The organism is Paracoccus nototheniae (assembly GCF_004335005.1).
Classification (GTDB): Bacteria; Pseudomonadota; Alphaproteobacteria; order Rhodobacterales; family Rhodobacteraceae; genus Paracoccus; species Paracoccus nototheniae.
Genome location: NZ_RQRT01000037.1, coordinates 1 through 12,457, shown reverse-complemented (window position 1 = coordinate 12,457; position 12,457 = coordinate 1). Strand labels below are relative to the sequence as shown.

Below are 12,457 nucleotides of genomic sequence, written 5' to 3'. Positions count from 1 at the left end.
TCCCCTCCCCGGTTTATCCCTCGATGATCTGAACCTGCCACGGCCTCAGACCGGCCACCTCATCCTCGGACAGGTTGGCGCGGATCAGCAGGCTCTGCTTGTCGTCCGTGCGGCGGAAGGACAGGACCGGGCCCTCGGCCGCGATATCCGTCATCGCCCCGCCGCGCAGCGCGCTGTGCTTGCGGCGCAGACCGATGGCCCACCGGTAATGATGCAGCATGGACTGGGCGTCGGCTTCCTGGCTGACGGCGGTGCGCTGCAGATGGGTGTGCGGCACCGGCAGCCAGGGCTGGCTGGTCGAAAAGCCGCCATTCACGCCCATATCCCAGACCATCGGTGTGCGGCAGCCGTCGCGGCCCTTGTATTCGGGCCAGAACTCGATGCCATAGGGATCGCGCAGATCCTCCAGCCGCAGATCGGCCTCGGGCAGGCCCAGCTCTTCGCCCTGATAAAGACAGACCGATCCGCGCAGGCAGAGCAGCACCGTGGCATAGGCCTTGGCAGCGGGGTCGGTCAGGCTCCACCGGGAAATGTGGCGCACGACGTCATGGTTCGACATCGCCCAGCAGGGCCAGGCATTCGGCGCGACGGCCTGCAGCGTGTCGAACACGTCGACGATACGCGATGCCTGCAGATCGGTGCCCGACAGGAAATCGAAGACATAGGACATCTGCACCCGGCCCGGCACGCCGGTATATTCCTCCAGCAGTTCCAGCCCGCGTTCGCTGTCGCCGATCTCGCCCACCACGGCGGCCCCGTAAGAGGCGATCGTCTGGTGAAAGCGTTCCAGAAAGGCGATGTTTTCCGGCTGCGACTTGCTGAACAGATGGCTTTGATGGTTGTAGGGATTGACGGCGGGCGCGGTGTCCGATTTGCGCAATTCGGGCGCCAGAGGCGGGTTGTCGCGCAGCTGCTGGTCGTGAAAGTAATAGTTCACGACATCCAGCCGGAACCCGTCCACGCCCTTGTCCAGCCAGAACCGCGCCATGTCCAGCAACGCATCCTGAACGACGGGATTGTGAAAGTTCAGGTCCGGCTGCGAGGACAGGAAGTTGTGCAGGTAATACTGCTCGCGCCGGGGATCCCATTGCCATGCGCTGCCGCCGAACATCGACAGCCAGTTGTTGGGCACCGTTCCATCGGGTTTCGGATCGGCCCAGACATACCAGTCGGATCTGGGATTGTCGCGGCTGGTCCGGCTTTCCTGAAACCAGGCATGGCGGTCCGAGGTATGCGACATGACTAGATCGATGATGACCTTCAGCCCCAGATCATGGGCGCTTTGGATCAGCCAGTCGAAATCGTCCATGGTGCCAAAGATCGGGTCGATGCCCTGATAATCGCTGACATCATAGCCGAAATCCTTCATCGGCGAGGTGAAGAACGGCGAGATCCAGACCGCATCCACGCCAAGCGAGGCGACATAGGGCAATCTTTGGGCGATGCCGCCCAGATCGCCGGTGCCGCTGCCGGTCGTGTCCTGAAAACTGCGCGGATAGATCTGATAGATCATCGCGCCCTTCCACCAGTCCGTGGCCTGTTCCGTCAATTCATCCGCCTTTCACCGACCCGGCCAGCAATCCGCGGACCAGGTATTTCTGCATGGCAAAGAACACCAGCAACGGTACGGCTATCGAGATGAAGGCCGAGGTTGCAAGGATCTCCCATTCACCTCCGCGCGATCCCATAAGTTCGCGCAAAAGGCCCGTCATCACCAATTGCTCGCGGGTATTGCCCAGAAACACGGTGGCGACCAGCAGATCGTTCCAGACCCATAAAAATTGAAAGATCGCAAAACTGGCAAGTGCCGGAAAAGACAGCGGCAGGATGATGCGGCGAAAGATCTGAAACTCGCTGGCGCCGTCGACGCGGGCCGATTCGATGACCTCGCGTGGCAGGCCGACCATATAGTTTCGCAAAAGATAGACGGCCAGCGGCAGGCCGAACCCGGTATGGGCCAGCCAGATCCCCAGATATCCCTTGCCTAGCCCCAGATCGTTGTGCAGCCGCAACAGCGGGATCAGTGCCACCTGCAGCGGCACGACCAGCAGGCCGACCACCGCCGCCGTCAGCAGCGCGCGCCCCGGAAAGGTCATCCAGGCCAGCGCATAGGCGGCGAATGCGGCGATCAGGATCGGGATCACGGTGGCGGGGATCGTCACTGTCATCGTGTTCATGAAGGCCCGGCCCAGCCCCCCCGCCGTCAGCACGCGGCCATAATTGTCGGTGGTAAAGCTGGCGGGCGACAGGGTGGTGGTAAAGATCCGTTCGCCCCGCGTCATCTCGAAGGGCTGGGCCGAGATCATCTGATAGGCGCCGTCGGGGGCCACGGTCAGGGTGACGCCGGGGTCGATCTCGACCGTGTCGCCGGGCTCATTGGCGGCGGGGTCGCGGGCATTGGTGCCCCAGCTGGTCAGTTCCTGGGTGCCCTCCAGCGCGGTGCCCTCGATCACGTACATCCCGTCGCGCTCGGTCTGATCATCGGCAGTGCCTGTGCGCACGAAACCGGTCTGTTCGGACCCCGAGAAGGACTGCCACCACCCCGAGGTCGAGATCTGGTCGCGATCGCGGAACGACGACACGAACAGCCCCAAAGTCGGGATCGTCCAGAGCAGCACCAGCAGGAAGGCCGAGATATTGACCACCCATGTCAGCGAGGATTTCTGTCCGGCCATACCCTCCATCAGCGAAGCTCCCTGCGTGCGTTCCAGATGTTCCAGACCATGATCGGCGTGACCAGGATCATCAGGACGATGGCGATGGCCGAGCCGCGCCCGTAATCGGGCGTGCCGCGGAACATCCAGTCATACATCAGATTGGCCAGCACCTGCGTGCCCCATTGTCCGTTGGTCATGACAAAGACGATGTCGAACACCTTCAGCACGACGATGGTGATGGTGGTCCAGACGACCGCGATGGTGCCCATGATCTGCGGCACCTTGATCTTGAAGAACACCTGCAACGGCGATGCGCCGTCCAGCACGGCGGCCTCGATCGTTTCTTCGGGGATGCCGCGCAGCGCGGCGGACAGGATGACCATTGCAAAGCCCGTCTGAATCCAGACCAGCACGATCATCAGCAGCAGGTTGTTCCAGACCGGCAGGGTCAGCCAGATCTGCGGTTCGCCCCCGAATTGTGTGACGATCCAGTTCAGAAGGCCGATCTGGGTTTCCCCGGACGCACGGTATTCATAGATGAATTTCCAGATCACCCCCGCGCCGACAAAGCTGATCGCCATCGGCATGAAGATCAGCGACTTGCCGATATTGCCCCATTTGATCCGGTCGGTCAGCTGCGCCGCGATCAGGCCGAAGACGGTGGACAGGGCGGGCACGACCAGCAGCCACATCATGTTGTTCAGCATGGATTCGCGGAACTTGGCGTCGTTCATCAGCCAGATGTAATTGTCGGCCCCCACGAACTGCGACCCGTTCGAATTGAACAGCGACCGCCAGAAGCTGTCCAGAACCGGATAGACCAGATACAGGGTCAGAAACAGGATCGCCGGGCCCAGAAACAGCCATGGCCGGATCTGCCCGGCCCGGCGGATATTGTCGCCCGCCCGGGCCCCGCGCGGCGGATAGATCCGGTCCAGCAGCCAGTTCGACCCCCAGAACCACGCCACGCAACTGAACACCCCGATCACGATCGTGCTGACCGCCAGCCACAGCAATTCCATCCCTGTCACTCCCCTGTCGGTAAGGGCGCGGCGGACCGGCCGCCGCGCCGGGCCGCTTTCAGTTCAGCGAGGCCCATGTGGCCTGAATGCGATCCGCCACGTCCTGCGCCGAGGCGCCGCCGACAAAATCGATCATCCCAGTCCAGAAGGCCCCCGCGCCGATGGCGCCGGGCATCAGGTCCGACCCGTCAAAGCGGAAGACGGTGGCGTCCAGCAGGATCTCTCCCATGCGGCGGACGGTGGGATCGTCGTAAGCCTCGACATTGGCGCCGGTATAGGGGGTGACAAAGCCCTGCTGCGCCATCCAGATCTCGTGCGCGGCGGGGGTTTTCAGGAACTCGACAAAGGCCATCGCGGCGGGGTTGTCCGACAGCACCGCAAACATCGTGCCGCCGCCCAGAACCGGCTGGCCCAGATCACCCGAGGCGGGGGCGGGCATATAGAAGAAATCCGCATCCTCGCCCACGATGGTGCCTTCGGGAAAGAAGGTGGTGATGAAGCTGGCCTGCCGGTGCAGATAGCACCCCGGAGGGCTGGCAAACAGACCCGCCGGGCTTTCGCGGAAATCGGTCGCGCTGACCGATCCGACACCGCCCGCCACGAAATCGGGGTTCTTGGCGAACCAGCCGAATTCCTCGATCGCGGCCACGACCTTGGGGTCGTTGAAGGGCATGCCGTTGGTCGTCCAGGCGTCGTAATCCTCGGGGGTTGCGGTGCGCAGCATCAGATCCTCGACCCAGTCCGTCGCGGGCCAGCCGGTGGCGCCGCCCGATCCCAGACCGATGCACCACGGCGTCTCGCCCTCGGCGGCGATCTGTTCGGTCAGGGTCTTGAGGTCTTCATAGGTTTCGGGGATCTCGTATCCCGCATCCTCGAAATTCTCAGGCACATACCAGACCAGCGATTTCACATCGGCCTTGTAGGGAAAGGCGTAAAGCGCATCCGCCCCGTCGGCCCCCGCATAGGTGCCAAGCGCGGCCCAGCTGTCGCCCGCCGCGTAATTGTCGATGATCCATTGCGCGGTGTCGGGGCCAAGCGGGCGCAGGAACCCCTTTTCCGCCAGATCGGCGGCCAGACCCGGTTGCGGAAAGACCGCCATGTCGGGCGGCGATCCGGCCTCGCTGTCGATGACGATCTGCTGTTCGAAACTGTCCGAGCCGGAATAATTCGCCTGCGCGCCGGTCGCCTCGTTGAAATAGGCGATGACCGACTGGAACAGCTCCTGATCGCCGCCCAGCCACGGGCCCAGAATGTCGAAGCTCTCGCCCTCCAGTCCCGGATGCGCTGCGGCGAATTCCTCGAGGCTGGTCCAGTTGATGCGGTCGTCGCTGCCCGGTTCGATCACCAGCTGCGCCTGCGCCATGCCGGCGCCAAGCGCAAGGACGGCCACGGTCGTGAACATAGTGGTTTTCAAATCTTCCTCCCTGAAGATGCGGGGACGTTGACCCCGATGTTACCGCCAGCATCCGACAGGGCGGCGGAACCTGTCAAATGCTTCTCATTCCCATTCCAGTTCCTTGTAGGCCGCAGTGGCGTTCCGCGCCACCGTAGCGGGATAAGAGAACCAGATTTTCCCCAGTGGTTGCAAGGCGTCGGCAATGACGGGCACGGCCTCGGACAGGGCCAGACCTTGGGCGATGACGTTGCGTGTCTCGGTCGCCAGCGCGTCGAGAAAGATCCGCTGCGGGTCCGAGGCATCGCGCCATGACGCCGAGGCCGGGCCGTGGCCGGGCACGATCAGCGCCGCCCCTGCGGCGGGATTGCCCGCCATCCAGTCCAGCCAGCCCCTCAGCGATCCGTCCACCACCGGGGTCAGGTCGCGAAACAGCAGATCGCCGGTGAACAGCGTGGCCGTGGCGCTGTCGCGCATCGTCAGGTCGCTGTCGGTATGCGCCGTGGGCCATGCCCGCAGGTCCAGATGCCGGTCGCCCAGATCGATGCGGTCGCGGTCGGTCACAAGCCTGTCGGGCAGCGCGATCCGCGTGCCGATCCATTCCGGGGCGGGATACAGGCCCTGCAAACTGTCCAGATAGCTGCCTGCCCGCGCCTGCAGACTGACGGGCAGGGCGTGATGGGCGGTGATCCGGGCGCCCGCCTCGGCCAGCACCTCGGCGCCCATGACGTGGTCGGGATGCATATGGGTCAGGATCAGATCGGTGACGGGCCGGTCGGTCAGCCGCCGGATCGCGACATACAGGGCCTGCCCCTCGGCCCGCGACACGCCCGCATCGATCACCGCCACGCCGTCCCGTCCGATGATCACGCCCAGATTGGCGATGCGGCCGTCCGCTGTTTCCTCCATCTGCCGCGAGGTGCCGAAATGGGCGAAGACGCCGGGGGCCAGTTCGTCCAGGCGGGCGGCGGGCAGATCGGCATTGGCGCGGCATAGGGGCGCACCCCCGGTCAGATCGGGCCGGTCGGCCAGCCAGTCGGCGGCCACCTGCGCCGCCTGTGCCTGACAGCCCGCCAGATTGGGGGAATCGCCCTTTGGCAGCAGGATCTGGCCGCATTGCCCGTTGGACAGCGCCAGACATACCCCAAGGATCAGATGAAACATGGCGCCATGGACCTCTTGTCCCTATCTATCCGCTCACGAAATGGTCACGGGAATACGACCTTAGTCCTGTTGATTCATTTTCCCTCTGATCTACATTAAAGACCAGTCGCCTTCTTAGCGGCACCACCGGATATAGGAGGAGCATATCATGGCCTGGACCAAACCCATTCTGACCGAGATCGCTTGCGGCATGGAAATCAACATGTACGCACCGGCCGAGGACGAACCCGTTCTGTTCTGAGCCTGACTTTCAGGCAGGATGCGGCCCCGTCCGATCTGATCGGGCGGGGCTTTCTTCTTTGCAAGGCATGACCCGATGCGCATCATCATTCTGGGAGCGGCGGCGGGCGGTGGATTGCCGCAATGGAATTGCGGCTGCGCCAATTGCGACGCGGCCCGGGCCGGGCGCATTCCGTCCCTAACCCAAAGCTCGGTCGCGGTCAGCGCCGATGGGCGGACCTGGGCGATCCTGAACGCCTCTCCCGATATCCGCATGCAGCTGGCGGCGACCCCGGCCCTGCATCCGACCGGTCCGCGTGGCATGCCGCTGCGGGCAGTGCTGGTCACCAATGGCGATATCGATCATGTGGCGGGGCTTTTGACCCTGCGCGAAAGCCAGCCCTTTGATCTGTATGCGACGGCGGCGATCCATGATGCGCTGGCGGCCAATCCGATGCTGGCGGCGGTGAATCCCGAATTCGTCCCGCGCCTGACCGTTGCGCTGGATCAGACCGTCGAACTGACCCCCGGCCTGACCGCGACCCTGTTCGCCGTGCCCGGCAAGGTGCCCCTGTACCAAGAGGGTGCGGTGGTCGAGACCGGCCTGATGGGTGAGACCACCGTGGGGGTCGAACTGCGCACCGCCGACCGCCGCGCATTGTATATCCCCGGCTGCGCCGATCTGCCCGAATGGCTGCGCGCGCGGATCGAGGGCTGCGATGCGCTGCTGTTCGACGGCACGCTGTGGGATGATGACGAGATGATTCGCATGGGCCTTGGCCGCAAGACCGGGCGCCGGATGGGGCATATGGCCGTCACCGACACGATGCCCGCGCTGGCCGGAACCACGATCGGGCAGCGCCTGTTCGTGCATATGAACAATTCGAACCCGCTGACCGATCCGGCCAGCCCCGAGGCGGTGGAAGCCGCCCGGCAGGGCTGGCAGGTCGGCCGCGACGGCATGGAGATCAGCTTGTGAAAGACATCCGCGATCAGGCCCAATCCCCACAGGCCCAGACCCCACAGGAATTCGAGGCGCGGCTGCGCGCCATCGGCACTGAGCGCTATCACGACCGCCACCCGTTCCACGCCCGCTTGCATGGCGGCGCCTGCACCCCGGACGAGGTGCGGGCCTGGGTCATCAATCGCTGGATGTATCAGTCGCGCATCCCGATGAAGGACGCGGCCTTCATGTCTCGCGTCACCGATCCCGACCTGCGCCGCGCCTGGCGCAAGCGGATCGAGGATCATGACGGTGGCCAGACCGAGGGCGGCGGCTTGCGGCGCTGGCTGGCCTTGGCGCAGGCGGTGGGTCTGGACCCCGATTACGTCGCGGGCGGTACCGGCATCATGCCCGCCACGCGGTTCGCGGTGGACGCCTATGTCCGCTTCGTGCGCGACATGCCCCTGCTGGACGCCGTCGCCGCCAGCCTGACCGAACTGTTCGCGCCAAAGATTCACGCGCAGCGGATCGAGGGACTGTTGCGGCATTACGATTTTGCCGATGACAGCAGTCTGTCCTATTTCAAGAAGCGCCTGACAGAAGCGCCCGAGGATGTGAAATTCGGTCTGGATTACGTCCTGACCCATGCCGACACGGCTGAAAAGCAGGATGCGGCCGCGGCGGCGCTGACCTTCAAGACCGATGTTCTGTGGGCGCAGCTGGATGCGCTGTGGCATGGCTATGTCGAGGGGAACATTCCCCCCGGCGCATGGCAGCCCGGTCAGGGGATGCGCGCATGACGCCCTTGATCCAAGGCCATGACATCCCCTATCTGCCGCGCGGCGTGCGGTTGCAGGGCGACCGGGTGCGCGGCATCCGGGTGTTGCAGGCGCCCGAACGGGCGATGCAGCTGGACCAGATCGGCGAGGCGATCCTGTCCGAACTGGACGGCGCGCGCAGCATGGCCACCATCATCGCCGATCTGGCCGCCCGCTATCACGCGCCACCCGAACAGATCGCGGGCGATGTCCGCGATTTCCTGACCGGGCTGATCGAACGGCGCATGGTCTTTGTCAGGGACGCCTCATGAAGGACCAGCACACCCCCGCAGAACAGCAGGACGGGCCGCGCGATCTGGACGGCAACCCCGTCACCCCCGGCCTGCCCATGGCCATGCTGGCCGAGGTGACGCATCGCTGCCCCTTGGCCTGCCCCTATTGCAGCAATCCGGTCGAACTGGTGCGCGCCGCGTCCGAGATCAGCGCCGATGACTGGGGCCGCGTGTTCCGTCAGGCCGCCGATCTGGGCGTCCTGCAGGTCCATATCTCGGGCGGGGAACCCGGTGTGCGGCGCGATCTGGCGCAGATCGTGACCCATGCGCGGGATGCGGGGCTGTATGTGAACCTGATCACCTCGGGGATCGGCATCACCCGGGACCGGCTGATCGAGTTGGACCGCGCGGGCGTCGATCATGTGCAGCTGTCATTGCAGGGCATCCGCCCGGACATGGCCGACCGGATCAGCGGCCATCCGGGGTCATGGGACAAGAAAATGGCCTTCAGCGATTGGGTCACGGAAATCGGCTTTCCGCTGACCATCAATGCGGTCGTGCATCACCAGAACATGGACCGTCTGCCCGACATGATCGATCTGGCGGAACGCCTTGGTGCGCGGCGGATCGAGGTGGCGACGGTGCAGTTCCACGGATGGGCGGATCTGAACCGCAAGGCGCTGATGCCCACGCGCGAACAGGCGGTCTTTGCCCGGCAGGTGGTGAATGACGCGCGCGCGCGGCTGCGGGGTCGGATGGTCATCGATTATGTCCCCGCCGACCATCACGCGGTCTATCCCAAGGCCTGCATGGGGGGCTGGGGCAGCACGGGCCTGAATGTCGGCCCCGACGGCACGGTTCTTCCCTGCCATGCCGCGCAATCCATCGACTGGATGCGGTTCGAGAATGTTCAGGATCGTTCCCTGTCCGACATTTGGCACCTGTCCGACAGTTTCAACGCGTTCCGGGGCACCGCATGGATGCCCGAGCCCTGCCAAAGCTGCGACCGCAAGACCGTCGATTTCGGCGGCTGCCGCTGTCAGGCCATGGCGCTGGCGGGCGACGCGCGGGCGACGGACCCGGTCTGTTCGAAATCTCCGCTGCACGCGCAGGTCGTGGCACAAGCCGAGGAGGATGCGGCCGCCACGACCAGCGATCTTGTCTATCGGAGGATGACAAAGGGAGGATAGGTGATGAGATACTGGCTGACCCTTGGCGCGGTCCTGCTGGCCTTGCCCGCAGGCGTGGCGCCCGCTGCCGCGCAGGACACTGCCGCCGCGCAGACGAATGCCCTGCAACCCTCGCCGGTGTGGGAGGATCTGCGATACTCGATCATCGCGGCGGATGTCGATCCGCCCCTGAACACCGCGGTTCTTGATCTGGAGGCGCCTGTGCGTGCCCATGACGCGGCCATCGTGCCGGTGCGCCTGACCCAATCGCCCACCGCCCCGGCCCTTGAGGCGCTGACGCTGGTCATCGATGGCAACCCCGCCCCCGTGGCCGCCGAATACAGTTTCGGCCCCGCCCTGATGCCCTTGGATTTCGAGGTGCGGGTGCGGGTGGACAGCTATTCCGATGTCCGTGCGATCGCAACGCAGGCGGATGGCGCGCAGGTCATGGCCGGGCGCTTTGTCAAGGCGGCGGGCGGCTGTTCGGCCCCCGCAGGCAAGGACATGGCCGCGGTCGAGGCCAGCATGGGTCAGATGCGCTGGCGCTCCACCTCGGAAGACGGGCGCCAGATCGGCACGCTGATGATCCGGCACCCGAATTTCTCGGGCCTGCAGCGCGATCAGGTCACGCTGCTGAACATCCCGGCCCATTTCATCGACCGTCTGGATGTCCGGCAGGGCGAGGATCTGCTGTTCACCATGTCGGCGGGCATCTCGGTCAGCGAGGATCCGGTCTTCCGGTTTCAGTATGAACCCAATGGCCAGCCGGTTCATGTCCGGGTCGAGGACACCGATGGCAATACATGGACCGAAAGCTTTCCCGCGACAGGCGAGCCCGTCAACAAAAGCTAAAACGGTTCTGCACCTTTGGTCGTGGTATCCCGCTTGCTTTATGCGCAAGCGGGCCTAAACTGTATGCAGCGGACGAACCTTGGAGGAGGGGAGCCCCGCTGGTAATTTTGGGAGGAATGCCATGACCGCAGCCGCCATGCAGGTGCGCCCTGCGCCGTCACCGCGACCCACCGCCGATCAGGTCCGTGAAATCCTGATTGTCGACGACCACCCGCTGATGTGCGACGCGCTGGCGTTGACGCTGAAGATCAGCTTTGGCCTGAAGAATGTCCGGACCGCCCGCAGCCTTGCCGCAGCCGTCGAACAGATCCGGGTGCAGGGTGCCCCCGATGCGGTGATTCTGGACCTGAACCTGCCCGATGCGCGCGGGTCCGAAGGCATCGTCACGCTGCGTCGGCAATTGCCGGGCGTGCCGATCACCATGATCTCGGCCGATCTGGAAGGCGCGATGATTTCGACCGCGATGGCGGCGGGGGCGCAAGGCTATATCAGCAAGTCCCTGTCCCGCGAGGCGCTGGTCGACAGCCTGCGCCGCATGTGGGAGGGCGAACATGTCACCCCCGAATGCTATCGTCCCGAACAGGACGGTGCGGGAGAACAGGCCAAGGCGGAATTGGCGCGGCGCTTTTCCTCGCTGACGCCGCAGCAGATGAAGATCCTGAGGCTGATCTGCAAGGGCAAGGCGAACAAGGAAATCAGCTACGAGCTGTCCATCGCCGAGGCCACGGTCAAGACGCATATCACCGCGATCATGTCCAAGATCAACGCCCGCCGCCGCACGCAGGCCGTGCTGCTGGCCAATTCGATCCGGCTGTTCGAGGCCGGTTGATGAACACCGGACCGGCTGCGAAGGAGGGCGCATCCGGACCGGTCGCTGTGCAGGCCGACCGCGGCGGGACCGATCTGGTCCCCGCCCTGCTGGACGGCCTGCGCGGCACCCATCCCGCCATGGTGCTGCTGTTCGGGGCCGAGGGCGATGAACTGGCGGCCCTTGCCCAAGCGCTGACACCGGGACTGCCCGAGGGTTGCGTGATCGCCGGATGCTCTTCCGCCGGGGAAATCGGGCCGCAGGGCTATGCCTCGGACAGTGTCGTGGCGATCGGCTTTCCCGCCCGTCATTTCCGCGCCGCAGCCCTGGTTCTGCCCGATCTGTCGGCGCTGCCGGTCTCGGGCTGGATGGCCAGCCTGCGGGCGATGGCGCGCAGTTTCGGCCATGATGCCGATCGCAGCCTGTTCGGCCTGCTGCTGGTCGACGGGCTGACCGGGCAAGAGGACGCGCTGGTCGCCACGCTGGACGCGGCGCTGCCCTCGGTCCCGGTGCTGGGCGGATCGGCGGGCGACGGGCTGGATTTTAAGGTGACCTCGCTGCTGGGGCAGGGGGTGGTGCAATCGAATGTCGCGGTCTTTCTGCTGGTCGAAACAGACCTGACCATCCGCGAGGTGACATTCGCCCATTTCAGCCCGACCCCGACCCGCGCCGTCGTCACCGCAGCCATCCCCGAACGCCGCCGCATTCTGGAACTGAACGCAGAACCCGCTGCCGATGAATATGCCCGGCTGACCGGGTTGACCCGCGCGTCGCTGACCCCCACAGAATTCGCCCGCCACCCGCTGCTTCTGCGCATGGGGCGCAGGCATCATGTCCGCGCGATCAGCGCCGTCACCGATGATGGCGGGTTGTCGCTGATGTCGGCCATCGATACGGGCACCGTCCTGACCCTTGGCCGGGCCGAGGATATGACGCAGGGCTTTTCCGACGCGCTGGACGCGCTGCCCCGCCCACCGCTGATGGTGCTGGCCTTTGACTGCATCCTGCGCAGGCTGGCCCTGGAACGTGCCGGGCTGATGGACCGGATGTCGGATCTGTATCGCCACCACCGGGTGGCGGGATTCAACACCTATGGCGAACAGCACAGCGGCATGCATGTGAACCAGACCTTTGTGGGGCTGGCCTTCATGGACCCGGCAGGCGCGGACCGGGTCCATC

At 64.9% G+C, this 12,457-nt stretch carries 13 protein-coding genes; 8 read left to right on the top strand and 5 right to left on the bottom strand.

Annotated features, from left to right (window positions below; genetic code table 11):
* Positions 1-13: 13 nt before the first annotated feature.
* From EG885_RS13620 to EG885_RS13600, 5 genes are all read right to left on the bottom strand, one after another.
* Entirely contained in the window at positions 14-1,513 is a 1,500-nt protein-coding gene (locus tag EG885_RS13620; RefSeq protein ID WP_131575525.1) for an alpha-amylase family glycosyl hydrolase, read from the bottom strand.
* Positions 1,514-1,550: 37 nt separating this feature from the next.
* Complete coding sequence (locus EG885_RS13615; RefSeq protein WP_131575476.1) at positions 1,551-2,684, bottom strand: carbohydrate ABC transporter permease; 1,134 nt, start codon at positions 2,682-2,684, stop codon at positions 1,551-1,553.
* On the bottom strand, positions 2,684-3,679 hold the full coding sequence (locus EG885_RS13610) for a carbohydrate ABC transporter permease (RefSeq protein WP_131575474.1): 996 nt from the start codon (positions 3,677-3,679) through the stop codon (positions 2,684-2,686). Before EG885_RS13610 ends, EG885_RS13615 begins: the two co-directional genes overlap by 1 nt.
* A gap of 58 nt (positions 3,680-3,737) precedes the next feature.
* Complete coding sequence (locus EG885_RS13605) at positions 3,738-5,081, bottom strand: ABC transporter substrate-binding protein (protein WP_131575522.1); 1,344 nt, start codon at positions 5,079-5,081, stop codon at positions 3,738-3,740.
* Between the two features lie 96 nt (positions 5,082-5,177).
* A complete protein-coding gene (locus tag EG885_RS13600) occupies positions 5,178-6,236 on the bottom strand; it encodes a quinoprotein relay system zinc metallohydrolase 2 (protein ID WP_131575472.1) in 1,059 nt (352 codons plus the stop codon).
* 148 nt (positions 6,237-6,384) lie between these two features.
* Between EG885_RS13600 and pqqA the strand changes: the two genes are divergently transcribed.
* The 8 genes from pqqA to EG885_RS13560 all read left to right on the top strand — a co-directional run.
* The gene (gene pqqA, locus EG885_RS13595; RefSeq protein ID WP_042250260.1) at positions 6,385-6,477 is read left to right on the top strand and encodes a pyrroloquinoline quinone precursor peptide PqqA; all 93 of its coding nucleotides are present in this window, start codon (positions 6,385-6,387) and stop codon (positions 6,475-6,477) included.
* 75 nt (positions 6,478-6,552) lie between these two features.
* On the top strand, positions 6,553-7,434 hold the full coding sequence (gene pqqB, locus EG885_RS13590) for a pyrroloquinoline quinone biosynthesis protein PqqB (protein ID WP_131575470.1): 882 nt from the start codon (positions 6,553-6,555) through the stop codon (positions 7,432-7,434).
* Complete coding sequence (pqqC, locus tag EG885_RS13585) at positions 7,431-8,198, top strand: pyrroloquinoline-quinone synthase PqqC (protein WP_379105750.1); 768 nt, start codon at positions 7,431-7,433, stop codon at positions 8,196-8,198. The genes pqqB and pqqC overlap by 4 nt, the downstream gene beginning before the upstream one ends.
* Positions 8,195-8,488, top strand: a complete 294-nt coding sequence (pqqD, locus tag EG885_RS13580; protein WP_131575467.1) for a pyrroloquinoline quinone biosynthesis peptide chaperone PqqD — start codon at positions 8,195-8,197, stop codon at positions 8,486-8,488. Before pqqC ends, pqqD begins: the two co-directional genes overlap by 4 nt.
* A 77-nt stretch (positions 8,489-8,565) precedes the next feature.
* Entirely contained in the window at positions 8,566-9,639 is a 1,074-nt protein-coding gene (pqqE, locus tag EG885_RS13575; RefSeq protein ID WP_242679655.1) for a pyrroloquinoline quinone biosynthesis protein PqqE, read from the top strand.
* A gap of 3 nt (positions 9,640-9,642) precedes the next feature.
* Complete coding sequence (locus EG885_RS13570; protein WP_131575463.1) at positions 9,643-10,470, top strand: quinoprotein dehydrogenase-associated SoxYZ-like carrier; 828 nt, start codon at positions 9,643-9,645, stop codon at positions 10,468-10,470.
* Between the two features lie 121 nt (positions 10,471-10,591).
* Positions 10,592-11,299: a response regulator transcription factor gene (locus EG885_RS13565; RefSeq protein WP_131575461.1), complete on the top strand. Its 708-nt coding sequence runs from the start codon at positions 10,592-10,594 to the stop codon at positions 11,297-11,299.
* Positions 11,299-12,457: FIST N-terminal domain-containing protein (locus tag EG885_RS13560; RefSeq protein ID WP_131575459.1), on the top strand; the 1,159-nt coding region annotated here is incomplete at its 3' end. The genes EG885_RS13565 and EG885_RS13560, both read left to right, overlap by 1 nt.